The sequence below is a fragment of the Cryobacterium sp. TMS1-13-1 genome, from assembly GCF_004403125.1.
Taxonomy (GTDB): Bacteria; Actinomycetota; Actinomycetes; order Actinomycetales; family Microbacteriaceae; genus Cryobacterium; species Cryobacterium levicorallinum.
Genome location: NZ_SOGX01000005.1, coordinates 24,494 through 47,451 on the forward strand (window position 1 = coordinate 24,494; position 22,958 = coordinate 47,451).

23 protein-coding genes are annotated in these 22,958 nt (G+C 66.1%); 18 read left to right on the forward strand and 5 right to left on the reverse strand.

The window, feature by feature from the left end; genetic code table 11:
• The first annotated feature begins 13 nt into the window (after positions 1–13).
• From E3T31_RS03965 to rbfA, 5 genes are all read left to right on the forward strand, one after another.
• Positions 14–1,777 carry a proline--tRNA ligase gene (locus E3T31_RS03965; protein WP_134467583.1) on the forward strand — a complete coding sequence of 588 codons (1,764 nt, stop codon included), beginning with the start codon at positions 14–16 and terminating at the stop codon, positions 1,775–1,777.
• A 235-nt stretch (positions 1,778–2,012) separates the two neighbouring features.
• On the forward strand, positions 2,013–3,050 hold the full coding sequence (nusA, locus tag E3T31_RS03970) for a transcription termination factor NusA (protein WP_092450070.1): 1,038 nt from the start codon (positions 2,013–2,015) through the stop codon (positions 3,048–3,050).
• A gap of 8 nt (positions 3,051–3,058) precedes the next feature.
• Positions 3,059–3,316 (forward strand): YlxR family protein, encoded by a 258-nt coding sequence (locus E3T31_RS03975; protein ID WP_092450068.1) that lies wholly within the window; start codon positions 3,059–3,061, stop codon positions 3,314–3,316.
• A gap of 76 nt (positions 3,317–3,392) precedes the next feature.
• Positions 3,393–6,242, forward strand: a complete 2,850-nt coding sequence (gene infB, locus E3T31_RS03980) for a translation initiation factor IF-2 (protein ID WP_134467584.1) — start codon at positions 3,393–3,395, stop codon at positions 6,240–6,242.
• A gap of 256 nt (positions 6,243–6,498) precedes the next feature.
• Positions 6,499–7,026: a 30S ribosome-binding factor RbfA gene (rbfA, locus tag E3T31_RS03985; protein ID WP_134467585.1), complete on the forward strand. Its 528-nt coding sequence runs from the start codon at positions 6,499–6,501 to the stop codon at positions 7,024–7,026.
• A gap of 97 nt (positions 7,027–7,123) precedes the next feature.
• Here rbfA and E3T31_RS03990 read toward each other — a convergent pair whose 3' ends face one another.
• Positions 7,124–7,675, reverse strand: coding sequence for a dihydrofolate reductase (locus E3T31_RS03990; RefSeq protein ID WP_134467586.1), 552 nt, complete (start codon positions 7,673–7,675; stop codon positions 7,124–7,126).
• Positions 7,672–8,679: an A/G-specific adenine glycosylase gene (locus E3T31_RS03995; protein WP_134467587.1), complete on the reverse strand. Its 1,008-nt coding sequence runs from the start codon at positions 8,677–8,679 to the stop codon at positions 7,672–7,674. Before E3T31_RS03995 ends, E3T31_RS03990 begins: the two co-directional genes overlap by 4 nt.
• Before the next feature lie 23 nt (positions 8,680–8,702).
• Here E3T31_RS03995 and E3T31_RS04000 point away from each other — a divergent pair, with 23 nt between their 5' ends.
• Positions 8,703–9,314, forward strand: a complete 612-nt coding sequence (locus tag E3T31_RS04000) for a hypothetical protein (protein ID WP_134467588.1) — start codon at positions 8,703–8,705, stop codon at positions 9,312–9,314.
• On the opposite strand, the gene E3T31_RS04005 is transcribed toward E3T31_RS04000, so the two are convergent.
• Complete coding sequence (locus tag E3T31_RS04005; RefSeq protein WP_134467589.1) at positions 9,311–10,324, reverse strand: ketopantoate reductase family protein; 1,014 nt, start codon at positions 10,322–10,324, stop codon at positions 9,311–9,313. The genes E3T31_RS04000 and E3T31_RS04005 overlap by 4 nt on opposite strands.
• A gap of 57 nt (positions 10,325–10,381) precedes the next feature.
• On the opposite strand from E3T31_RS04005, the gene truB reads away from it, so the two are divergent.
• Genes truB through E3T31_RS04025 form a run of 4 tightly spaced genes read left to right on the forward strand, consistent with a single transcriptional unit; the run spans position 10,382 to position 13,098 of the window.
• On the forward strand, positions 10,382–11,302 hold the full coding sequence (gene truB / locus E3T31_RS04010) for a tRNA pseudouridine(55) synthase TruB (RefSeq protein ID WP_134467590.1): 921 nt from the start codon (positions 10,382–10,384) through the stop codon (positions 11,300–11,302).
• Entirely contained in the window at positions 11,299–11,667 is a 369-nt protein-coding gene (locus E3T31_RS04015; RefSeq protein WP_092450052.1) for a hypothetical protein, read from the forward strand. The genes truB and E3T31_RS04015 overlap by 4 nt, the downstream gene beginning before the upstream one ends.
• A 58-nt stretch (positions 11,668–11,725) precedes the next feature.
• Positions 11,726–12,166: a hypothetical protein gene (locus E3T31_RS04020; protein ID WP_134467591.1), complete on the forward strand. Its 441-nt coding sequence runs from the start codon at positions 11,726–11,728 to the stop codon at positions 12,164–12,166.
• Positions 12,163–13,098, forward strand: a complete 936-nt coding sequence (locus tag E3T31_RS04025; RefSeq protein ID WP_134467592.1) for a bifunctional riboflavin kinase/FAD synthetase — start codon at positions 12,163–12,165, stop codon at positions 13,096–13,098. Before E3T31_RS04020 ends, E3T31_RS04025 begins: the two co-directional genes overlap by 4 nt.
• A gap of 13 nt (positions 13,099–13,111) precedes the next feature.
• Here E3T31_RS04025 and E3T31_RS04030 read toward each other — a convergent pair whose 3' ends face one another.
• Entirely contained in the window at positions 13,112–13,243 is a 132-nt protein-coding gene (locus E3T31_RS04030) for a PLDc N-terminal domain-containing protein (RefSeq protein ID WP_134467593.1), read from the reverse strand.
• 62 nt (positions 13,244–13,305) lie between these two features.
• Between E3T31_RS04030 and E3T31_RS04035 the strand changes: the two genes are divergently transcribed.
• Together E3T31_RS04035 and E3T31_RS04040 are read left to right on the forward strand one after the other, a co-directional pair.
• Positions 13,306–13,953 carry a ScbR family autoregulator-binding transcription factor gene (locus E3T31_RS04035; RefSeq protein ID WP_134467594.1) on the forward strand — a complete coding sequence of 216 codons (648 nt, stop codon included), beginning with the start codon at positions 13,306–13,308 and terminating at the stop codon, positions 13,951–13,953.
• Positions 13,954–13,996: 43 nt separating this feature from the next.
• Positions 13,997–15,220 (forward strand): CynX/NimT family MFS transporter, encoded by a 1,224-nt coding sequence (locus E3T31_RS04040; RefSeq protein WP_134467595.1) that lies wholly within the window; start codon positions 13,997–13,999, stop codon positions 15,218–15,220.
• 9 nt (positions 15,221–15,229) lie between these two features.
• On the opposite strand, the gene E3T31_RS04045 is transcribed toward E3T31_RS04040, so the two are convergent.
• Positions 15,230–16,174, reverse strand: a complete 945-nt coding sequence (locus tag E3T31_RS04045; RefSeq protein WP_134467596.1) for an ROK family protein — start codon at positions 16,172–16,174, stop codon at positions 15,230–15,232.
• A gap of 138 nt (positions 16,175–16,312) precedes the next feature.
• Between E3T31_RS04045 and E3T31_RS04050 the strand changes: the two genes are divergently transcribed.
• The 6 genes from E3T31_RS04050 (at position 16,313) to E3T31_RS04075 (ending at position 22,947) form a co-directional block, all read left to right on the forward strand.
• Positions 16,313–17,257 carry a sugar-binding transcriptional regulator gene (locus tag E3T31_RS04050; RefSeq protein WP_092450038.1) on the forward strand — a complete coding sequence of 315 codons (945 nt, stop codon included), beginning with the start codon at positions 16,313–16,315 and terminating at the stop codon, positions 17,255–17,257.
• A gap of 62 nt (positions 17,258–17,319) precedes the next feature.
• Positions 17,320–18,333, forward strand: coding sequence for a deoxyribose-phosphate aldolase (deoC, locus tag E3T31_RS04055; RefSeq protein WP_134467597.1), 1,014 nt, complete (start codon positions 17,320–17,322; stop codon positions 18,331–18,333).
• 8 nt (positions 18,334–18,341) lie between these two features.
• A complete protein-coding gene (locus E3T31_RS04060; protein ID WP_134467598.1) occupies positions 18,342–19,865 on the forward strand; it encodes an aldehyde dehydrogenase family protein in 1,524 nt (507 codons plus the stop codon).
• A complete protein-coding gene (locus E3T31_RS04065) occupies positions 19,862–20,725 on the forward strand; it encodes an aldehyde dehydrogenase (protein ID WP_134467599.1) in 864 nt (287 codons plus the stop codon). Before E3T31_RS04060 ends, E3T31_RS04065 begins: the two co-directional genes overlap by 4 nt.
• 54 nt (positions 20,726–20,779) lie before the next feature.
• Complete coding sequence (locus E3T31_RS04070; RefSeq protein WP_134467600.1) at positions 20,780–22,300, forward strand: SDR family oxidoreductase; 1,521 nt, start codon at positions 20,780–20,782, stop codon at positions 22,298–22,300.
• Between the two features lie 86 nt (positions 22,301–22,386).
• Positions 22,387–22,947: a GDSL-type esterase/lipase family protein gene (locus tag E3T31_RS04075; protein ID WP_134467601.1), complete on the forward strand. Its 561-nt coding sequence runs from the start codon at positions 22,387–22,389 to the stop codon at positions 22,945–22,947.
• The last annotated feature ends 11 nt before the right edge of the window (positions 22,948–22,958 follow it).

Below are 22,958 nucleotides of genomic sequence, written 5' to 3' on the forward strand. Positions count from 1 at the left end.
GTAAGGTAGACGGGTGCCTACACGTCTCTCCAACTACTTCCTCCGTACACTCCGCGAAGACCCTTCCGACGCCGAGGTGACCAGCCACCGCCTGCTCGTGCGGGCCGGCTACATCCGTCGCCAGGCCCCGGGCATTTTCGCCTGGCTGCCGCTCGGCCTGCGGGTGAAGGCCAAAGTGGAGCGCATCATCCGTGAAGAGATGACCGCGGCCGGCGCACACGAGGTGCACTTTCCGGCCCTGCTGCCGCGCGAGCCCTACGAGCTGACCGGCCGCTGGGATGAATACGGCGAGGGCCTGTTCCGCCTGAAAGACCGCAAGGGCTCCGACATGCTGCTCGCACCGACCCACGAAGAGGTCTTCGCGCTGCTCGTCAAAGACCTGTACAGCAGCTACAAGGACCTGCCGCTGTCGATCTACCAGATTCAGGACAAGTACCGCGACGAGGCACGCTCACGCGGCGGACTGCTCCGCGGCCGCGAATTCACCATGAAAGACGCGTACTCCTTCGACTACACCGACGCCGGCCTCGACCTGAGCTACCAGCTGCAGCGCGACGCCTACGAGCGCATCTTCAACCGGTTCGGCCTCGACTACGAGATTGTCCAAGCGGATGCCGGCGCCATGGGTGGCTCCAAGAGCGAAGAGTTTTTGCACCCCACCCCGGTGGGTGAAGACACCTTCGTGCGCAGCGTTGGTGGCTACGCGGCCAACATCGAGGCCTTTCGCACCCTCGTTCCGGCCGACAAAGATTTCAGCACCCTGCCCGCCGCGCAGGTCTTCGACACCCCGAACACCCCGACCATTCAGACGCTCGTCGACAAGGCCAACGCCGAGCACCCGCGCCTCGACGGTCGCGAGTGGACCGCAGCCGACACCCTCAAGAACGTCGTGCTCGCGCTCACGAACCTTGACGGCACCCGTGAACTCATCGGGATCGGTGTTCCCGGCGACCGCGAAGTCGACCTTAAGCGCGTCGAGGTCGCCTTCGCCCCCGCCGAGGTCGAGGCCGCCAACGAGAGCGACTTCGCCAAGAACCCCGGCCTGGTCAAGGGGTATATCGGCCCGTGGGGAGCAGCTGGCGCAGTGCTCGGTACCAAGTCGACCACCGGCATCCGTTTTCTGGTCGACCCGCGCGTGGTCGCCGGAACCGAGTGGATCACCGGCGCCAACGAAGCGGGCCGGCACGTGTTCGGCCTCGTTGCTGGCCGTGACTTCGCCATCGACGACGTGGTCGAAGCCTCCGACGTGCGCGCCGGCGACCCGGCCCCCGACGGAAGCGGCCCGGTCGAACTTATTCGTGGCATGGAAATCGGGCACGTGTTCCAGCTCGGTCGCAAGTACGCTGAGGTGCTCGGTCTCAAGGTTCTCGATGAGAACGGCAAGCTGGTCACGGTCACGATGGGTTCATACGGCATCGGCGTCACCCGCATCCTCGCGGTCATCGCCGAACTCAACAACGACGCAAAGGGCCTGATCTGGCCCGAATCGGTCACACCGTTCGACGTGCACGTGATCGCCACCGGCCGGGACGAAATCGTTTTTGACACCTCGGAGGCCGTCGTCGCCGCGATCGAAGCCACCGGCCGCGAGGTGCTCTACGACGACCGCCGCAAGGTCTCGCCGGGCGTCAAATTCGGTGACGCCGAGCTCATCGGCGTGCCGTGGATCGTCATCGTCGGCCGGGGAGCCGCCGACGGCATCGTCGAGCTGTGGAACCGCCGCACCGGCGACCGCGAGCAGGTCGACGTCGCCGACGTCGCCAGGCACTTCGTCTAAGGATCGTTTCATCGAGAACGGATGCTGCCGGCCAACTGAGCCGGCAGCATCCGTTCTGCAGCGAACCAGCGCTGAACCGAACCAGCGCTGAACCGAACCAGCGCTGAACCGAACCAGCGCTGAACCGACCCACCGCGGGGAGAATGGGTGACGGGACGTCGCAGATTCGGGTACCGTAGTATCCAGCCCGCTGCGCGGTTTCGCGGCGGCAAGATCTGAATAGAGGAGGCCGGCCATGGACATCGACCTCAGTGTTTTGCGGCTATTGGAGCGCGAAAAAGAGATTCCCTTCGAGGAACTCGTGCAAATCATCGAACAGGCGATTCTGACCGCCTATGTCAAGCACATCCAGCAAGACGTGTCGAAGCTGGAAGCTTCGAAGATTGCTGAAGCCAAGCACGATATCCAGGAAGTGCCCGAAGCGCGCGTCGTTCTCGACCGCAAGTCCGGGCACGTGGATATCTACATTCCCGAGCACGACGACGAGGGCAACGTCATCGGCGAAGCCGTCGACAACCCCACCGACTTTGGTCGCATCGCCGCATTCGCCGCCAAGCAGGTCATTAACCAGCGTCTGCGCGACCTGGCCGATGACGCCGTGCTCGGTCAGTTCAAGGGCCGCGAGGGTGACATTATCGCGGGAATCATTCAGCAGGGCCCTAACCCCCGCATGATTCACGTCGACCTCGGCACCATCGAAGCGATCATGCCGCCCGAGGAGCAGGTTCCCACCGAGAGCTACGTTCACGGCGCGCGCATTCGCGTGTTCGTGACGGCTGTCGGTCGTGGGCTCAAGGGCCCGCAGATCACCGTATCGCGCACCCACCCTTCGCTCGTGCGCAAGCTGTTCGCACTCGAGGTTCCCGAGATCGCCAGCGGAGTCGTCGAGATCGTCTCCCTCGCCCGCGAAGCCGGCCACCGCACCAAGATCGCCGTGCGCGCCACCGAACCCGGCGTGAACGCTAAGGGTGCCTGCATCGGCGAACTCGGCCAGCGCGTGCGCGCCGTGACCGTCGAGCTCAACAACGAGAAGATCGACATCGTCGACTTCTCGCCCGACCTCGCCACCTTCGTCGCGAGCGCTCTGTCGCCGGCCAAGGTGACGAGCGCCTACGTGATCGACGAGTCGATCAAGGCTGTGCGTGCCCTCGTGCCCGACTACCAGCTGTCGCTCGCGATCGGCAAAGAGGGCCAGAATGCGCGCCTCGCCGCCAAGTTGACCGGTGCGAAAATCGACATTCAGCCCGACAGCATTCTGGAGGATGCCGAATAGGGGGTACGATGAATTCCGTTAGAACGTGTATTGGCTGCCGTTCGCGCGCCCCTCGATCCTCACTTTTGCGGATCGTTGCTGGGAAATCAGAAGTTGTGGTGGATGAAACCGCCACAATCCCCGGTAGAGGTGCGTGGCTGCACGCCCTTGAAGCGTGCTTTCAGGATGCCGTAAGGCGCCACGCTTTCGGGCGTGCTTTTCGCGTGACCAGGTCACTGGACGCGAAACAACTAGAGAACAGGCTGAATTGGCTTATGGATAACTAATGAGCGGCTCGAAATGAGACCCGTCCGTTATTAACGGTCTGCCCCTTTCCGGGTGCAGACCCGGAACAGGAGAATTGTGGCTGCGAAACCACGCGTACACGAGATCGCTACCGAGCTCGGAGTCGACAGCAAGGTAGCCCTTGCTAAATTGAAAGAAATGGGCGAGTTCGTAAAAGGACCGTCTTCCAGTGTTGAACCGCCCGTAGCACGTCGCCTTCGCGCGGCGCTTCAGACGGAAAGTGCCGCAGCCAAGGCTGCCACCCCAGCGCCCGCCGCTGGTGCTGCTGCCACCCCGGCAACACCCGCACGTCCGAGCCACGGCGCCAAGCCCGGTGCTCGCCCAGGCCCCAAGCCGGCCGCCGAGCCGGTTGCTCCGGTCGTCGTAGAGACCCCGGCAGCGGATGCTGCGCCCGTACCGGTCGCGCCGCTCACCGTCGCCGAGCGCCAGGCCCAGGCCGCGGAGAAGGCTGCTGCTGCGGAGAAGGTTGCTGCTGCCGAGAAGGCTGCTGCCGCCGCGAGTGACAAGCCCAGCACCGACACCCCCGAAGCGAAGGCCACGGAAGGATCGGCTACGCCGGTCAAGCCGGGCATGCCTCGCCCGGGAGCTGCGCGCCCCGGCAACAACCCGTTTGCCAGCAACCAGGGCATGGGCCAGCGCCCAGCTCAGCCGCCGCGTCCGGGGAATAACCCGTTCGCGAGCGCACAGGGCATGGGCCAGCGCCCCGCAACACCCACCCCGAGCAACATTCCGCGCCCTCCGGCGCCGCGCCCCGGTGCCCCTCGCCCCGGTGGACCCGGCCAGGCGGCACGCCCGACCGGTTTCGGTCAGCGCCCAGGCGCCTTCCAGCGCCCCGGCGGCGCCCCGGGTGGAGCCGGTGGAGCACGCCCCGGATTCACGCGCCCCGGAGCTCCTGCCGGAGCCCCCGGCTTCGGCCCGCCCCGCCCTGCCGGCGGAGGAGGCGGAGCCGGTCGCGGTCGCGGCCCGGGCGGTGGCACCGCTGGTGCCTTCGGTCGCGGTGGCGGCAAGAACAAGGCGCGCAAGTCGAAGCGTACGAAGAGAGCAGAGTTCGAGCTGCGCGAGGCCCCGTCGCTGGGTGGAGTATCCGTACCCCGCGGCGACGGTGGCACCGTTGTTCGTCTGCGCCGCGGAGCATCCATCACGGACTTCGCCGACAAGATTGACGCGAGCCCCGGAAACCTCGTTACCGTGCTGTTCCACCTCGGTGAAATGGCCACGGCAACGGAGTCCCTCGACGAGGCCACGTTCGACGTACTCGGCAGCGAACTCGGCTACAAGATTCAGATGGTCTCGCCCGATGACGAAGACCGCGAGCTGTTGCTCGCGTTCGATATCGACATCGATCAGGAACTCGAAGACGAAACCGACGAGGACCTTGCGATTCGTCCTCCCGTCGTCACCGTCATGGGCCACGTCGACCACGGTAAGACCGCGCTGCTTGACGCGATCCGTAACGCCAAGGTTGCCGAGGGCGAGGCCGGTGGTATCACGCAGCACATCGGCGCTTACCAGATCATCACCGAGCACGAGGGCATCGACCGTGCCATGACCTTCATTGACACACCGGGCCACGAGGCGTTCACCGCCATGCGTGCTCGTGGTGCGCAGGTCACCGACATCGCGATCCTCGTGGTTGCCGCCGACGACGGCATCATGCCGCAGACGATTGAGGCGCTCAACCACGCCCAGGCCGCCAACGTGCCGATCGTGGTTGCAGTGAACAAGATCGACAAGCCAGGCGCCAACCCGCAGAAGGTGCGTCAGCAGCTGACCGAATTCGGCCTCGTTGCCGAAGAGTACGGCGGAGACGTCATGTTCGTCGACGTGTCGGCCAAGAACAAGACCGGTATCAAGGAAATTCTTGACGCCGTGCTCCTGGTCGCCGATGCCGCACTCGACATGCGCTCCAACCCGAACAAGGACGCCCGCGGTGTCGCCATCGAGGCTCGCCTGGACAAGGGCCGCGGCGCGGTGGCAACCGTGCTCATCCAGTCCGGAACGCTGCACGTCGGAGACTCCATCGTCGCCGGAACGGCCTACGGCCGCGTTCGTGCGATGGCCGACGAAAACGGCGTTGCCGTTCTCGCCGCCACGCCGTCCCGCGCGGTCCAGGTGCAGGGTCTGTCGAGCGTTCCCCGCGCCGGCGACACCTTCCTCGTCATCGAGGAAGACCGCACCGCCCGTCAGATCGCCGAGAAGCGTGAAGCCGCCGAGCGCAACGCACTGCTGGCCAAGGCCCGCAAGCGCATCAGCCTCGAAGACTTCACCCGTGCGCTCGAAGAGGGCAAGGTCGAGTCGCTCAACCTCATCATCAAGGGTGACGTTTCCGGTGCCGTTGAGGCCCTGGAAGAGTCGCTCCTCAAGATCGAGGTCGACGATTCGGTGCAGCTGCGCATCATCCACCGTGGTGTCGGTGCGGTCACGGAGAGCGACGTCAACCTCGCTACCGTCGACAACGCCATCATCATCGGGTTCAACGTTCGCCCGGACACGAAGGCCCGCGAGCGTGCTGCTCGCGAAGGTGTCGACGTGCGCTTCTACTCCGTCATCTACTCCGCACTCGAGGACATCGAGAGTTCCCTCAAGGGAATGCTCAAGCCCGAGTACGAAGAGATCCAGAGTGGTATCGCCGAAATTCGCGAGGTCTTCAGCTCGTCGAAGTTCGGAAACGTCGCCGGTGTCATCGTGCGAAGCGGTACCATCACCCGAAATGCCAAGGCTCGCGTTATTCGCGAGGGCATCGTGGTGGGGGACAACCTGGGCATCGAGTCGCTGCGCCGCTTCAAGGACGATGTCACCGAGGTCCGTACGGACTTCGAGTGTGGTATCGGATTGGGCAAGTTCAACGACATCCGAATTGGCGATGAGATCGAGACCATCGAAATGAAGGAGAAGCCGCGCGTCTAGCGTTGGTTTGGGGGTCGGGCTTCTCGCGAAGCCCGACTTCTGCATTGGGTCGGTCTTTTCATTGAGAACCGACCGTGGGTCGGGTCTCCGCAAATTTCCCCTTGAAAAGGAAAGAGAGCGGGGACCCCTACCCCGATTCCCTTTTCAAGGGGAAATTTGCGTCGACCCTCAGTTGGGTGCGCGGCATCCGTTTAATAAGGTGTTGAAAACACAGAATGATCCGGCGCTTCGGTGCCGGCTAACAAGGAGTAATGCAATGGCAGATCCGGAACGCGCCAGAAAGATGGCGGACCGCATTAAGGTCATCATCGCCAAGCGGCTGGAACGCGGCCTGCGCGACCCGAGGCTCGGGTTTGTGACCATCACAGACGTGAAGGTCACCGGGGATTTGCAGCACGCCTCGGTGTTCTACACCGTCTACGGCTCGATCGACGAGCGCACGGACAGTGCAGCCGCACTCAAGGCCGCCACCGGCCTGATGCGCAGCGAGGTCGGCAAGAACATCACTGCGAGGCTCACCCCGTCGATCGAGTTCATCGCCGACGGAATTCCCGAAAACGCCGCGCTCATCGATGACCTGCTGCGTGAGGCGCACGATCGCGACACCGCGACCGAGGACAGCAAGGGCACTGCTACCTATGCCGGCGATGCCGACCCGTACAAGAAGCCGCGCGACTACGACCTCGAAGACGACGAGGCCGACGAGGTGTCGGCTGACTCCGACGACTCCGCTGACTCCGACGACTCCGACGACTCCGACGCTGCGAGCACCGCGAAGCACTAGCGCCACCTTCGACCGGGCCCGGGCCCGGAAACTGGGCCCATGATAGGTCATGGGCCTGCTTTCCGGGCCCGGGCCGGGTCAGTTTAAGGCGGCGGGTTTACGGTGCTGGTGCTGGTGCTGGTGCTGGTGGGGCGGCAGGGTGCGGCGAGTGGATGGCGGGGGCGCGCTGGTAGCGCGCGAAACGGTAGGGCAGGCCGGTGCTGGAGTGGAGCCATCCGCTGGCTGGATTGGTGTTTACACGGGTCCAGTCGGGCGCAAGTGCTGGGGCGAGGGTATCGCCGGCGAACTGTTCGTCTATCTCGGTCAGCTCGAGGGTGTCGGCGTGCGGGAGGGCGAGGCGAAAGATCTCGGCGCCGCCGATCACCCAGGCCGGAGCAGCGGTAATCGCGATTGCGTCGTCGAAGCTGTGCACAACGGTTGCCCCGGGCGCGGCCCAGTCCCGTTGGCGCGTGATCACGACGTTGTGGCGGCCCGGCAGGGGACGGAAGCGTTCGGGAATCGAGTCCCAGGTGAGCCGGCCCATGATGACGACACCGCCACCGGTGATCGCGCGAAAATGGGCGAGGTCCTCGGGCAGGTGCCAGGGGAGGCGGCCGTCGAAACCGATCACACCATTGCGGCTTTGCGCCCAGATCAGACCGATGCTCATGACATCCCGTCGGGCAGGGTGTAACCGTCGGGGGAGTCGACCGCCAGGCCGTCGGCCACGAGGCTGTGCAGCGCCCGCTGCAACTGGGCCGCCTCTGGCCAGAGCGAAGCAATCTCGGCTTCCGTTACGGCGCGGTGGGTGGAGCGCAGCTCGGCCATGATCAGGCCGCGTACCTGCCGGTCGCTGCCCGCGAACTTCTTCTGCACGGTCTTGCGCGTTCCGGTGAACTCGGGGTAGTCGGCGGCGCGCCAGGCACAGTCGTCCCGAATCGGGCAGATATCGCAGTGCGGGCTGCGGCTGGTGCAGACGACCGCGCCGAGCTCCATGATCGCTGCGTTGAACAGGGCGGCTTCGAGCGCGCTCTCGGGCAGCAGGGCACCCATCGCCTCGAGGTCACGCCCGCGGCTGGGCGGTGCCGGTTCTCCAGCGCCCGCGACGGCGCGGGCAATCACCCGCCGTGTGTTGGTATCGACGACCGGATGCCGGTGGCCATACGCGAACGCTGCCACCGCACGCGCGGTGTAGTCCCCGATCCCGGTCAGGGCGAGCAGCGCATCGATGTCGGAGGGGACGACGCCGCCGTGTTGCTCGGTGATCTGCACGGCCGCAGCGTGGAGCCACAGGGCGCGCCGCGGGTACCCTAGGCTGGACCAGGCGCGCACCGCTTCGCTCGGCGGCACCGCGGCCAGGTCGGCGGGTGTCGGCCACCGCGCGAGCCACTCCTGCAGCCGGGGAATGACCCGGTTCACCGGGGTCTGCTGCAGCATGAATTCGCTCACCAGAATGCCCCAGGCGCCGAATCCCTCGCGGCGCCAGGGCAGGTCGCGGGCGTTGGCCAGGAACCAGGCGTTGAGCGTGGTGCTGACATCAGCCGTCCTGCTGGCGGCCACCGCGCCCGGAACGGCCGCACGAGCTGCGTTGGCTCCGGTGCCGGCAGCTGTTGCAACGGGCACACCGGGCGCGTCCTGCGGCGCCGCAGTGCGATTCGAGGGCGCGATGTTCATCCGTTCTAATCTAGGCTCGTTTCATGAAGCTGGTTTCCACACCCCGGATCGAATTTCTACGCACCTTGGCCGCCGAGATTCTGCACAACTACGGCCGAGGTCGTACGATCATTGCCGTCGACGGCAGCGAGAAGGCCGGCCGCGTCGGCTTCGCCGACGACCTCGCGGCGGTGTTCCGCGAGAGCGAACACCCCACGTTTAGAGCCAGCCTGCGCAACTTTCAGCACTCACGCGCCGAGCAACAGCGACTCGGCGGAGACCGCCTCGATGTTTCCGAGCGGTTGTACCGGGTCGGGTACGACTACTCGGCGCTGCGCCGCGTACTGGTCGAACCCTTTCGCCTGGGTGGCAGTACCGGGTTCGTCACCGAGGAATTCGACCCCGACCGCGATGCCTGGATTCAACCGACCTGGCAGACCGCCCCGGCTGACGCCATTCTCATCGTCGACGGTGCCTACAGCAACCGACCGGAATTGCACGGGCTGTGGCTGTTCAGCGTACTGCTTGAATCGGAGCCAGGGAGCGACTCCGACCGGCAGTACCTCGCCGATGTGCGCCCGCGGGACCTGGTTTCGGCGGTCGTCGACAACACCAACGCCACCCTTCCGCGGCGGGTCTTGACCGACCGCTGCTAGTGGCTGGTGGCGGTGAGCTGATCGAACCGGGCCATGACTTGCGCCGGTTTCAGGAATTCCCGGCTGATCTCCACCTCGTGCACCAGCGCGGTCAGGAGCGCGTTGACCGGTGCCGGTCGTCCGGCCAGTTCGGCCTGGCGCACGACAGCGCCATTGAGGTGGTCGATTTCGGTCAGGTGGGCCCGCTTGATGCTCTGCAGGGTCGACCCCAGATTGGCGACCGGACCCATTTTTGCGCCCATGCGCAGCGGCAGGGTCTGTCCGAGAGCCACCGGCAGCCGCGCGAACACGCGCAGGCTGCGATCGCTCATCCCCTGCAGTGACCCAAAGGTGACGTGGCGGGCCATCCCCACCTGCACGGTCTCCTGCATGCTTTCGGTCAGGATTCGGCGCAGCGGTGCATCGGCGATGACCGCCTGCACGCTCAGCCCGGTGATGGCCGGCAGGGCGTTGAGCATGTTCACCACGAGCTTGGTCCACTGGGCGCCCACGAAGTCTTCGGCGGCGAGCGTGGGGAACGCCTCGTCCAGCACCGACTGCCAGTGCTGGGTGGCAGCATCCGCTTTGCCGTTGCCGCGACCGAGGTAGCTTGATGCTGCGGTGGTCACCCGCACGCGGCCCGGCCCGATGTAGTGCGCGGCAATGAGGGTGAGCAGGCCGAAGCATTCCGAGTTGGGCAGCAGATCCTGGGCGATTCGCACCCCGTCCAGCCCGTTCTGCACGACGATCACCGGTGAGCCGTCGAGCAGCTCGGCATTCTCGGCGATGGCGGCCGCGGCATCCTGCGCCTTCGTGCAGATGAGGGTCAGATCCGGCGTTTCGGTCAGAATCTCCCGCACCAACACGCGGCATTGCGCATCCCCGTAACCTCCGGTGAGTCGGATTCCGTTCTCTCGAATCAGCGACCTGGCAACCTCGCGGGCCGTGATGGTGAGATCGTGGCCGGCCCGCGCGAGCAGGGTCGCGAAGAGTCCGCCCAGGGCGCCGGCGCCGATCACAGCAATTCGCATAGCCCCAGCCTAGATCGCGTTTCGGGAGGGAGCGTTCCACGCTGATACCCTCATGGAGTGACTAGCGGCCTCCTCCTCATCGACAAGGCGCAGGGCTGGACCAGCCATGACGCTGTCGCCCGAACCCGGCGCCTGGCCGGGACCCGCAAGGTCGGCCACGCCGGCACCCTCGATCCGATGGCCACCGGCCTGCTCGTGCTCGGCATCGACAGCTCGACCCGGCTGCTCACCTTCGTAGTCGGGCAGGGCAAGGAATACCTTGCGACCATTCGTCTGGGGCAGTCCACCACGACCGATGACGCCGAGGGCGATGTACTCACTCGCGCACCGGGCGAACAGGTCGCCGCGATCAGCGCCGAAGCAGTCGTCGCGGGTATTGACAACCTCACCGGCGATATCAGCCAGCAGCCGAGTGCCGTCAGCGCCATCAAGGTCGACGGAAAACGGGCTTACGCCCGGGTGCGTGCCGGCGAAGACGTGCAGCTGCCGCCCCGACCGGTCACGGTGAGCGGTTTCGACCTGCTCACGAGCACGCCTGGCGACGGTTTTCTCGACCTCGAGGTGCGGGTCGAGTGCAGCTCCGGTACCTATATTCGTGCCCTCGCCCGTGACCTCGGTGTGGCACTCGGCGTCGGCGGCCACCTCACCGTGCTGCGTCGCACGAGAATCGGCCCGTTCCGCATCGAGAACGCGGCCACGCTCGAGCAGGTCGATGTCGTCGCCAACCTCATTTCTCCAGCAGATGCCGCCACCCGGCTGCTGGCACGCCTCGACCTGTCCGCAGAGCAAGCCATCGACCTCAGTCATGGAAAACGCATCACGGTGGAGAAAGACGCCACCCGCACCGGTCCGGTCGCCGCCATTGCGCCGGACGGGCGCCTGGTCGGATTGGTCGAGTATCGCGGCGACCAGGCCAAGTCGCTGCTGAACTTTCCGCCAGATCTCCCGACCGCCACCGAACCGGAACAGAGCTCATGATCGAATGGTTTACCTGGCTGCAGCTCGGCATCGCCGTGCCCGGCGGAGTGCTCTGTGTCATCCTCGGCTTGCTCGGCCGCAAACCCACCGACCTCACCATGGGCGCGGCCGCCCTCGTCGAGTTGCTGCTCATCGTGCAGCTCGCTGCCGCGATCGCGGCGCCACTGGCCGGCAACGACGCCACTGGCAGTCTGCTTGAGTTCTATACCTACCTGGTCAGTGCCATTGCGCTGCCGGTCGCGGCCGGATTCTGGGCGCTGGTCGAACGCAGCCGCTGGAGCACCGTCATTCTCGGCGTGACCTGCCTGTCGGTCGCGGTCATGCTCTACCGCATGAACCAGATCTGGAACGTGCAGGGGAGCTGACCCGGTTCCGGTAGCCCCGCGGAAGCTGCAATAATTATCGAGCAATGAAAACAGAGCGATGACAGAATCCCCGACCGAGAAGTCCGCCGCCGCCGAGCGGGTGAGCGGCATCGGTCGACTCCTCATCGCCGTTTACGGCGTGCTGGCCCTCGCCGCCACCGGCCGCTCCTTCGTACAAATCATGCGGGCCTTTGATGAAGCCCCGCTCGCGTATTCCTTGTCTGCTCTTGCCGCGGTGGTCTATATCGTGGCCACGGTGGCCCTGACGCGGCGCAGCATTCGCTGGTATCGCATCGCCTGGATCACGATCAGCTTTGAACTGCTGGGCGTACTCGTCGTCGGTACCCTGAGTCTGGTTGATCCGGCGCTGTTCGAGCACGCGACCGTCTGGTCGATCTACGGCAGCGGATACCTCTTCATTCCCCTCGTGCTGCCCCTGCTGGGCATGTGGTGGCTCGCCCGCCACCGCGTCGCGTCGGTGAGCGAGGGTCGCCCATGAAGATTCTGAACGGCGTCGAGTCCGTGCCGAGCGACTGGCCCGACTCGGCCGTGAGCATCGGCAAGTTCGACGGCGTCCATGCCGGACACCGGGCGGTCATCACCGAGCTCCAGAGCGTCGCCGAGCGCGAACAGCTGGCGGCCGTCGTCGTGACGTTCGACCGGCATCCGCTCGCCCTGCTCTCGCCGCAAAACTGCCCGAGCACGCTGGTCAGCGCGGAGCAGAAACTCAACCTGATCGCCGAGACCGGGATCGACGCGACCCTGCTGCTCGAGTTTAACCACGCCCTGTCCAGCCTTCCGCCGCGCGAGTTCATCGAAAACATTCTGGTCACCGCCCTGCACGCCCGTTTCGTGCTCGTCGGTCGTGACTTTCGGTTCGGAGCCAAGGGGGCCGGCGACGTCGCCCTGCTGAGGCAACTCGGCCTCGAATTCGGCTACACCGTCGGACTGATCGACGATGTGAAACCAGACGGGGAACGCCGGGTCTCGTCCACCTGGATTCGCGAATTGCTCGGTGCCGGTGCGGTGCGCGACGCCGGAGACCTGCTCGGGCATCTGCCGACCGTGCGCGGAATGGTGGTGCACGGCGCAGCCCGCGGTCGCGAACTGGGCTTTCCCACCGCGAACCTGTCCACCGATTCCGAGGGTCTAATTCCGGCCGATGGCGTCTATGCCGGTTGGCTGACGGATGCCGGTGCTCGCTACCCGGCGGCGATTTCGGTTGGCAACAATCCCACCTTCGACGGGGTGGCGCAGAAGCAGGTCGAGGCCTACGTGCTCGATGAGACCGAGCTGGACCTGTACGACCGTGTGGTCGACGTCGCGTTCGTTGAACGGATTCGCGGCATGGTCGCCTACGCCGGCATCGACCCGCTGATCGAGCAGATTCGCGACGACGTGGCGCGGGTGCGCACGATCCTGGGCCCGTAAATCCGGGCCTGGTTTAGTCCAGTCGGAGCCGGTTACCGACGGCGAACCAGGCGGTCGCGCCAAACACCGGGGCGAGCAGCACCGCCAGAACCCAGTTGGTGCGCTTGGTCGGACACAGGTGTGCGGCCCGCCCGATCTGCACCATGGCGACGAGGGAGTCGTTGCCCCCGGGTATTCTGGAAACTCACGCATTTCCCGGGGGATCCAATGTCACAACAAGTACGAGCGGTCGAAACGCGCGCCGCGATAATTCGCGGTGCAGCAGCGGCCTTTGAGCAGCGCGGTTACGGGAGCACGTCCCTTGCCCAGGTCAGCGGTGCGGCTGGCGTCACCAAGGGGGCCCTGTACTTCCACTTCGATTCCAAAGAAGCCCTCGCCGTCGCCATAATCGACGCGCAGCACGCGGCGTCGGCGGCGGCCGGGCAGAAGCTCCTCGATGACAACTATCCCGGTTTGCACGCCCTCGTCTCGATGTCCTACGAGCTCGCCCGGCAGCTCCGCGAGGACCTCGTCGTGAGCGCCGGCATCCGTTTAACCATCGAAGCGGTGAATTTTTCCACCCCGGTGGCCGGTCCGTACCTTGACTGGATGGTCGCCTGCGAGGAATTCCTCCGCCGGGGGATCGCCTCCGGCGACGTCAACCCAAAGCTGGACGTCCGCGCGGCCGCGCACTTCTGCACCGCTGCCTTCACCGGCGTGCAGGTCGTCTCCGACGTATTGACCAAGCGGGCCGACATTGACCAGCGCCTCACCGAAATGTGGGCCATGCTTCTGCCGGCCCTCGTTGCTCCGGGCCGCTGGGAGGACCTGAAAGACCTACCGGAGCGCATTCGGCGGGAGCGCGCGGGGCTGTAGCCGTCGCATCCGCTCGGCTGACCATCGCCCCTATACTGACCGAGTGACTACCGCAACCCCCAGCCCCCTCTGGCCGGGACGCGGCCTGGCCCTGCTGGGCATTATTCTGGTCGCTGCCAATCTCCGCAACGCGGTGACTGCCCTCTCGCCCATCGTCGCCGAGATCAACGTCGATATTCCGCTCGGGGTGGTAGCTCTCGGCGTGCTCGGCATGCTTCCGCCGGTCTGCTTTGCCCTGTTCGGTATCTTCACCCCCATGATCACCCGCCGCCATGGCCTCGAACTGCCCCTCGTGCTCGCTCTCCTGGCGATTCTGGTCGGTCATTTCACTCGCGGGTCATCCGGCTCGATCACCATGCTCATTATCGGCAGTGTCATCGCCTTCGCCGGCCTCGGCGTCGGCAATGTGCTCCTGCCACCGCTGGTCAAGAAGTACTTTCCGGACCGGATCGGCCTCGTCACGTCCCTCTACGCCACAGTGATGTCGCTGAGCACCCTCGTTCCTCCGCTCATCGCCGTTCCGGTAGCGGATGCCGCGGGCTGGCGAATCTCGCTCGGCATGTGGATGCTGCTGGCTCTGCTGGCGCTGGTGCCGTGGATCACGATGCTCGTGCGGCACCGCACCGAGCAATCGCCGAGCCCCGTGGTCGATGAGGCCGATGCGGCCATTCTCGGTCGACTGTGGCGATCCTCGATCGCCTGGGCCATCGCCGGCGTGTTCGCGACCTCGTCGCTCAACGCCTACGCCATGTTCGCCTGGCTGCCTCAGCTCCTCGTCGAGACCGCGGGGGTGACTCCGGGCGAGGCGGGGACGCTTCTCGCGGTCTACGCCGGCATGGGAATCCCGTGCGCCCTGATCATTCCGATCCTCACCGCCCGCTTGAAAAATATCGGCCCGCTCGTCTACGTGGGCGTATTCGCGTTCGTGATCGGCGATCTGGGGCTACTGTTCCTGCCGGCGACCCTGACCTGGCTCTGGGTGTCGCTCGCCGGCCTGGGACCCATGTTTTTCCCGCTGGCTCTCGTGCTCATTAATCTGCGCACCCGCACCCATGCCGGTGCGGTCGCGCTCAGCAGCTTCGTGCAGGGCATCGGTTACACCCTCGGTGCCCTGGGCCCGCTGGTTTTCGGCCTGTTGCACGAACTGAGCGGTGGGTGGACCTGGCCGCTGGTCTTCCTCCTCGTAACGGCGCTGGTCGTGCTCGTCGCTGGAGCGGTGATCGGTCGACCGCACATGCTCGAAGACGACCTGGCACGCTCCCGCTGAGCCAGCCGGCTACGGCACCAATTCCGCGCGGTGAATCAGCGCAGCGGCGCCGATCAGCGGGCCGTCGCCCGAGAGGGTCGAGTGCACCACGCGCACCCGGGTGGCGTAGGCGAATTGCACGCGTTCCAGGATCGCTGCGCGAGCGAAATCCAGCAGGTCGGGGGTGACATTCGAGAAGCCACCACCGATGGCGACCACGTCGAGGTCGAGCAGCGTCGCTGCCGAGGCGATCGCCTGGCCGAGGGCCCGACCGCTGCGCTTTACGGCAAGAATCGCGATCGGGTCGGCGGCCGCGTAGGCCGCCGCCAGGTCCTCGCCGGACTCGCCGGTGAAGCCCTGAGATCTGGCCCAGGCGACGGTTTTCGGCCCGGAGGCGATCGCCTCGATGCAGCCGGTTCCGCCGCAGGCGCAGGCATCCAAGAAGCCGCCGACCTCGATGTGGCCGATATGACCGGCATTTCCGGTGGGACCGGACACCGTGATGCCGCCGAGAATCAGGCCGCCGCCGACACCGGTCGACACGATCATGCCCATCAGGTTGTCGACTCCGCGGCCCGCGCCCACCCAGTGTTCGGCCAGGGTGATGCACAGGCCGTCCATGCGCAGCCGCACATCCAGACCGGGAACCAGCTCGGCCACGAGCTCCTGGAGCCCGAACTCGCGCCACACCGGCAGATTGAGCGGCGATACCGCCCCCGAGTTCAGGTGAATCGGCCCGGCACAGCCAATGCCGACGCCGATCAGCGGATAGCCCGGCGGCACGCTCGCGAGGGTTGCCAGAATGACAGTTCTGACAGCGGATGCGAGCTGCTCACTGGTCGCGCTGGCCCCGGTCGGCGCGCGGTGCCGACTGCTTGGAAGCACCGTACCTCGGTCGTCCACGAGTGCAGCGTCGACCTTGGTTCCTCCAACGTCGACGGCGAGAACGTACTCGAGAGCTTCATTGGCGCGCATGCTCTGATCGTATGGGATGGGTTCGCTCAACGCGCCCAGCGGAGGCTCCTGCTCAAAAGAGCAAGATTGCCTACAGCTGTTGATTCGCGCGTCGGGCCCACGTAGGCTTGACTCAACCGATTGGACCGCGAACCGTATATGAGCGACACCGACGAACTCCTCTCCATCCGCGCGGCCGAGCTGTACTACGAAGAAAACCAGACCCAGGATGAGATCGGCGTGATTCTGCGACTCACCCGATGGAAGGTCGGCCGGCTGCTCGCGAGCGCCAAGGCGAACGGCTTCATCCGCATCGAAATCGTGCACCCGCGCGCCCGCCGGCTGCCGATCGAACGACGGCTGCGCGAATCGACCGGTCTGACCGATGCCATCGTGGTGTCCTCCGCCGGGGTGTCGAGCGACGCCGAGCTGCAGTCGCGCACCGCGCAGGCCGCCGCCGACTATCTCACGAGCCTCCGCCCGATTCCGCGCACCCTCGGCATCAGCTGGGGTCGCACCCTGCACGACGTGTCCCTGCACCTCAAACAGGGCTGGGCGCCGGGGGTGAACGTGGTGCAGATCAACGGCGGCGTCAGCCTGAATCAGCGCACCGGCACCGCGGCATCCACTGCGGTGACCATCGCGCACAAGGCCGACGGCTCGGCCACCCTGCTGCCGAGCCCCGCCATCTTCGAACGTCTCGAAACCAAACAGGCGATGGAAGCCGACCGCACGGTTGCCGGGGTGCTCGCCCTGGCCCGCAACGCCCAGGCCTACGTCTTCAGTGCGGGGCAGGCGGATGCGAATTCCGCCCTGGTCGACAGCGGCTACCTGACGGTCGCCCAGATCGACGATCTCGTGGCGCGCGGCGCCGTCGGCGACGTCGTCGGCCGCTACATCGACCACAACGGCCGAATCGTCGACCCCGAACTCAACGAACGCACGGTCGGCATCCAGCTCGACCAGTTGCGCCGCGCCCCGCTCACCATCGCCGTCATCTCCGGACGCTCCAAACACGCCATCGCCCGCGCCGTCGTGCGCAACGGGCTGTGCACCGTTCTGGTGACCGACGAAGACACCGCGAACGCCCTCCTCCAAGACTGAACATCTGTGACCCATAACACCAGTGCCACCGCACAGCACGCATATGCCCAGAAGGACACCCCATGACCAGTAGCCCCTTGGCCACCTACCAACCCGATCAGCGCGCCGCCTCGTTGATCGGCGGGGAGGCCACCGACGCCAACCTGCGCCGGTACCTGCACGGCATCCCCGGAATCGACGCCGTCGGCCTCGAAGCCCGCGCCGCCGACCTCGGCACCCGCTCGATCAAGACCAGCTCCAAGCGCTGGGCGATCGACACCATCATCGGACTGATCGACCTCACCACCCTCGAGGGCGCCGATACCCCCGGCAAGGTGCGTTCACTCGTCGCCAAGGCGCTGGTACCCGACCCGGGCGACCCCGGCTGCCCGCGCGTCGCCGCGGTCTGCGTCTACGGCGACATGGTCGGCACGGCCGTCACCGCGCTCGGCTCCGCCCACGCCGCCGGCGGCACCGAGGGAGTCAACGTGGCCGCCGTCGCCACCGCTTTCCCCAGCGGCCGCGCCTCGCTCGCCATCAAGCTCGCCGATGTGCGCGACTCGGTCGCCGCCGGCGCTGACGAAATCGACATGGTCATCGACCGTGGCGCCTTTCTGGCCGGCCGCTTCGGCCAGGTCTACGACGAGATCGTCGCGGTGAAAGACGCCTGCCGCCGCGCCGACGGATCGGGGGCCCACCTCAAGGTGATCCTCGAGACCGGCGAGCTGAACACCTACGACAACGTGCGCCGCGCCTCCTGGCTGGCCATTCTGGCCGGCGGCGACTTCATTAAGACCTCCACCGGCAAGGTCGCCCCGGCCGCAACGCTGCCGGTGACGCTGTCCATGCTCGAGGTCGTGCGTGACTGGCACCGCCTCACCGGCGTGCGCATCGGCGTGAAGCCGGCCGGCGGCATCCGCACCTCGAAGGACGCCATCAAGTACCTCGTGACCGTCGCCGAAACGGTGGGAGAGGAGTGGCTCGTGTCGCACCTGTTCCGCTTCGGTGCCTCCAGCCTGCTGAACGACGTGCTGTTGCAGCGCCAGAAGATGACGACCGGGCACTACTCCGGCCCCGACTACGTGACGATTGATTAGGAACGACCATGAAATTTCTTGACTACGCTCCGGCCCCCGAGTCGCAGGCACTGCTGGGCCTCAAAACCGACTATGGCCTGTTCATCAACGGTGACTTCACGGCTGGCCGCGGCACCCCGTTTCAGACCATCAACCCGGCCACCGAACAGCAGATCGCCATGATCGCGACCGCCAACGAAGCGGATGTCGACGACGCCGTCTCGGCCGCCCGGCACGCCTACGACGGGGTCTGGTCCCGTCTGTCCGGCAGCGACCGGGGCAAGTACCTGTTTCGCATCGCCCGCCTGGTGCAGGAACGCGCCCGCGAACTCGCCGTCGCCGAAACCCTCGACAACGGCAAACCGATCAAAGAGACCCGCGACGTCGACATTCCCCTCGTCGCCGCCTGGTTCTTCTACTACGCCGGCTGGGCCGACAAGCTCGATCACGCCGGAGTAGGCCCGAACCCGGCCTCGCTCGGCGTTGCCGCCCAGGTCATCCCGTGGAACTTTCCGCTCATGATGCTCGCCTGGAAGATCGCCCCCGCCCTCGCCGCGGGTAACACCGTCGTGCTCAAGCCCGCCGAAACCACCTCGCTCACCGCGCTGTTGTTTGCTGAGATTCTGCAGCAGGCCGACCTGCCCGCCGGTGTCGTGAACATCATCACCGGTGATGGCAGCACCGGGCAGACGCTGGTCAACCACCCCGGCGTCAACAAGGTCGCCTTCACCGGGTCGACCTCGGTCGGGCGGGCCATCGCCCGTTCGGTCGCCGGAACCGACAAGAAGCTCAGCCTCGAGCTCGGCGGGAAGGGCGCCAACATCGTCTTCGATGACGCCCCGATCGACCAGGCGGTCGAGGGCATCGTGCGCGGCATCTTCTTCAACCAGGGCCACGTCTGCTGCGCCGGCAGTCGCCTGCTCGTACAGGAAAGCATCCACGACGACGTCATCGACCGGCTCAAGCGCCGCATGCAGACGCTGCGCCTGGGCGACCCGCTCGACAAGAACACCGACATCGGCGCCATTAACAGTGCAGAGCAGCTCGCCCGCATTCGCGAACTGTCCGAGCTGGGTCAGCAGGAGGGCGCCGAACGCTGGAGCACCGACTGCGTCATCCCCGAGAACGGCTTCTGGTTCGCGCCGACCATCTTCACCAACGTGTCGACCAGTCACCGCATCGCCCGTGACGAGATCTTCGGCCCGGTGCTCTCGGTGCTCACCTTCCGCACCCCGGCCGAGGCCATCGCCAAGGCGAACAACACCCCGTACGGTCTCTCCGCCGGAATCTGGAGTGACAAGGGCAGCCGCATCCTGGCCGTCGCCGACAAGCTACGCGCCGGCGTGATCTGGGCGAACACCTTCAACCAGTTCGATCCGTCGAGCCCGTTCGGCGGCTACAAGGAGAGCGGCTACGGCCGTGAGGGCGGCCGCCACGGCCTCGCTGCCTATCTCAAGCCCGCCGTGCGCACCGGCTCGCGGTCCGCCGCCGCCGTTGTGCAGCAGAATCCCGCCACCAAGAAATCAGCATCTGCAAAGAAGGCCGCCAAGTGAACCGCCTCGCCATCCCCAAGACCTACAAGCTGTACATCGGCGGCAAGTTTCCGCGCAGCGAATCCGGCCGCGTCTATGAGGTGCTCTCGCACAAGGGCGAGTTTCTGGCCAACGCAGCGAAGGGCAGCCGCAAGGATGCCCGCGACGCTGTCGTTGCCGCTCGCAGCGCGCTCGGCGGCTGGGCCGGCGCCACGGCCTACAACCGCGGCCAGGTGCTGTACCGCATCGCCGAACTGCTCGAGGGCCGTCGGGCGCAGTTCATCGACGAGATCATGAGCAGCGAGGGCGTCAATACCGCCGTGGCGAGCGCCCAGGTCGACGAAGCCATCGACCGCTGGGTCTGGTACGCCGGCTGGGCCGACAAGTACGTGCAGGTTGCCGGCAATGCCAACCCGGTCTCCGGCCCGTTCTTCAACTTGTCCGTGCCCGAACCCACCGGCGTCGTGGCGATCATCGCGCCGCAGGGCACCGAATCGTTCCTCGGACTGGTCAGCGCCATCGCCCCGGCCCTCGTCGCTGGGAACACCGTCGTCGTCGTCGCCAAGGAGAGTGCGCCGCTGTCTGCGATCAGCCTCGGCGAGGTGCTCGCCACGAGTGATGTGCCTGGTGGAGTGGTCAACATCGTGACCGGTTCGCCAGCTGAGATCGCGCCCTGGCTGGCCAGCCACGCCGACGTCAACGCCCTCGACCTCGTCGGAGCCGGCGACCTGGATTGGGTCGAGCTGCAGATCAGCGCCGCCGACACGCTCAAGCGGGTGCTCCCGCCCGAGACGGGAACGGATGCCGCAGCACCAGCGCTGTCCCGCATCCTCGCCTTCACCGAACTGAAGACGGTCTGGCACACCAAAGCTATTCTCTGAATCGGTTCCGGGGCACTCAGCGGGGGGTCAAGCGGACGGGATAAACTCCGCCGCATGATCTCACGCAGAGCACTTGTCACCGGTGCGACCGGCTACATCGGCGGACGCCTCGTACCCAAACTCCTCGAAGCCGGCTTCACGGTGCGCGTGCTCGTGCGCAGCCCGTCGAAGCTGCGCGATGTGCCCTGGTCCGACCAGGTCGAAATCGTGCAGGGCGACCTCGGCGACGCCAAATCGGTGCAGTCCGCCTGCGCCGACATTGACGTGCTCTACTACCTCGTGCACTCGATGGGTGCGGCCGGTGATTTCGAGAAGACCGAGCACATCGCCGCCGAAAACGTTGCCGAGGCCGCCGCTGCAGCGCACGTGTCGCGCATCGTCTACCTCGGCGGGTTGCATCCAGACACACAGACGCTTTCGGCCCATCTGCGCTCCCGCATGGAGGTCGGCCGCATCCTGCTCTCCAGCGGTGTACCGACCGCGGCCTTCCAGGCCGGCGTCGTCATCGGCTCCGGTTCGACCTCGTTCGAGATGATCCGCCACCTCACCGATGTGCTGCCGTATATGCCGGCGCCGAAATGGGTGCGCAACAAGATCCAGCCGATCGCCGTGCGTGACGTGCTCTACTACCTGCAAGCTGCGGCCGACCTCGCCCCCGAGGTGAACCGCACCTTCGACATCGGCGGCCCCGACGTGCTGCGCTATGGCCAGATGATGAACGGCTACGCCCTCGAAGCCGGCCTCAAACAGCGGGCGATCGCCGCCCTGCCGGTGCTCACCCCGTGGCTCGCCTCCCAGTGGGTGAACCTGGTCACACCCATTCCGCGTAACCTCGCCATTCCCATCATCGCGTCGCTGCAGTATGACTGCGTCGTGCACGAGAGCAATATCGATCAGTACATTCCGCGGCCGGAGGGCGGCCTCACCGGCTACCGGCGCGCGGTGCGCCTGGCGTTGGGCCGCATGCGCGACGGCGACGTCGAGACCAGCTGGCGCAACTCCTCGATCGAGGGCGCTTCCAGCAACCCGCTGCCGAGCGACCCGGACTGGGCCGGCCACGCCGTCTACACCGACCTGCGCGAGAAGACCACCCCGGCCGAACCGGCCGCACTCTGGCGGGTCATCGAGAGCATCGGCGGTGAGAACGGCTGGTATTCCTTCCCGCTGGCCTGGGCCGTGCGCGGCCTGATGGACAAAGCGGTCGGCGGGGTCGGCCTGCGCCGCGGCCGCCGCAACCCTGACCACCTGCACACCGGTGAGGTGCTCGACTTCTGGCGGGTGGAGCGGATCGACCACGGCAGCTTTCTGCGGTTGCGCGCCGAGATGCGCGTTCCCGGGCGGGCCTGGCTCGAAATGAGCGTCACACCGACGGATGCCGGCGGCTCGCTCTATCGGCAGCGCGCGGTGTTCTTTCCCCGCGGCCTCGGCGGTCGGCTGTACTGGGCGGTTATTTTTCCGTTCCACGGCATCATCTTCGAGGGCATGGCGACCCGCATCACGGCCGTGGCTGCGGCGGAACGCGAAGCCGAGGCGGAGCATCCGCTGGCGTCGGCTGCACGCTCCGACGAGGACTGAGCAGCAGTAGAACGTGCGTATACTCTGGGAATTCTGGCGACTCTGCCCGGTTCGGGGCATGATGGAGAGCGGATAGGAGGCCTACTATGACAGTTTCACTCGCCTTTCTGGGCGACGGCCTCACCGCGAATGGTCAGTGGGAAGAGTGGTTTCCCGAGTACGAGGTGCACAATCTCGCTGCCAGCGGTAATACCACCGATGAGATTATTTCACAGCTTGATCAGGTGATTGAGTTGCGGCCCGACGCCATTGTGATCGGGGTCGGCACCAACGATCTCGGCTGGCGCAAATCCGACGAATATGTCGTGCGCAACCTCGAAACCATCCTGCACACGCTGCGCCGTGCCCTGCCGGAGACCCGCATCATGGTGCAATCGGTGCTGCCGCGCGACCGGGACTTCGCCGGCACCATCCGCTCGATCAACCGACACGTCTGGCAGTACGCCCCCACCCAGCACGTGCAATACCTCGACCTGTGGCCGGCCCTGGCCCTGCCAGACGGTGAACTCGACCCGACCTTCGGCATCGACCGGCTGCACCTGAACGCGGCCGGCTATGCCGCGTGGCTGGCCGAGTTGCGGCCGGGGCTGGAGATGCTGTTCGAGCGACCGCCGTCGACGACGTCGATTCCGATTCAGCACGCCTGAACTGTTCGGGA

Bases quoted from the DNA above. Each gene is read 5' to 3' on its own strand.
- nusA (WP_092450070.1), top strand. From the start codon at position 2,013: ATGGACATCGACCTCAGTGTTTTGCGGCTATTGGAGCGCGAAAAAGAG.
- E3T31_RS03975 (WP_092450068.1), top strand. From the start codon at position 3,059: ATGAATTCCGTTAGAACGTGTATTGGCTGCCGTTCGCGCGCCCCTCGA.
- rbfA (WP_134467585.1), top strand. From the start codon at position 6,499: ATGGCAGATCCGGAACGCGCCAGAAAGATGGCGGACCGCATTAAGGTC.
- E3T31_RS03990 (WP_134467586.1), bottom strand. From the start codon at position 7,675: ATGAGCATCGGTCTGATCTGGGCGCAAAGCCGCAATGGTGTGATCGGT.
- E3T31_RS03995 (WP_134467587.1), bottom strand. From the start codon at position 8,679: ATGAACATCGCGCCCTCGAATCGCACTGCGGCGCCGCAGGACGCGCCC.
- E3T31_RS04000 (WP_134467588.1), top strand. From the start codon at position 8,703: ATGAAGCTGGTTTCCACACCCCGGATCGAATTTCTACGCACCTTGGCC.
- E3T31_RS04005 (WP_134467589.1), bottom strand. From the start codon at position 10,324: ATGCGAATTGCTGTGATCGGCGCCGGCGCCCTGGGCGGACTCTTCGCG.
- E3T31_RS04015 (WP_092450052.1), top strand. From the start codon at position 11,299: ATGATCGAATGGTTTACCTGGCTGCAGCTCGGCATCGCCGTGCCCGGC.
- E3T31_RS04020 (WP_134467591.1), top strand. From the start codon at position 11,726: ATGACAGAATCCCCGACCGAGAAGTCCGCCGCCGCCGAGCGGGTGAGC.
- E3T31_RS04025 (WP_134467592.1), top strand. From the start codon at position 12,163: ATGAAGATTCTGAACGGCGTCGAGTCCGTGCCGAGCGACTGGCCCGAC.
- E3T31_RS04030 (WP_134467593.1), bottom strand. From the start codon at position 13,243: ATGGTGCAGATCGGGCGGGCCGCACACCTGTGTCCGACCAAGCGCACC.
- E3T31_RS04035 (WP_134467594.1), top strand. From the start codon at position 13,306: ATGTCACAACAAGTACGAGCGGTCGAAACGCGCGCCGCGATAATTCGC.
- E3T31_RS04045 (WP_134467596.1), bottom strand. From the start codon at position 16,174: ATGCGCGCCAATGAAGCTCTCGAGTACGTTCTCGCCGTCGACGTTGGA.
- E3T31_RS04050 (WP_092450038.1), top strand. From the start codon at position 16,313: ATGAGCGACACCGACGAACTCCTCTCCATCCGCGCGGCCGAGCTGTAC.
- deoC (WP_134467597.1), top strand. From the start codon at position 17,320: ATGACCAGTAGCCCCTTGGCCACCTACCAACCCGATCAGCGCGCCGCC.
- E3T31_RS04060 (WP_134467598.1), top strand. From the start codon at position 18,342: ATGAAATTTCTTGACTACGCTCCGGCCCCCGAGTCGCAGGCACTGCTG.
- E3T31_RS04070 (WP_134467600.1), top strand. From the start codon at position 20,780: ATGATCTCACGCAGAGCACTTGTCACCGGTGCGACCGGCTACATCGGC.
- E3T31_RS04075 (WP_134467601.1), top strand. From the start codon at position 22,387: ATGACAGTTTCACTCGCCTTTCTGGGCGACGGCCTCACCGCGAATGGT.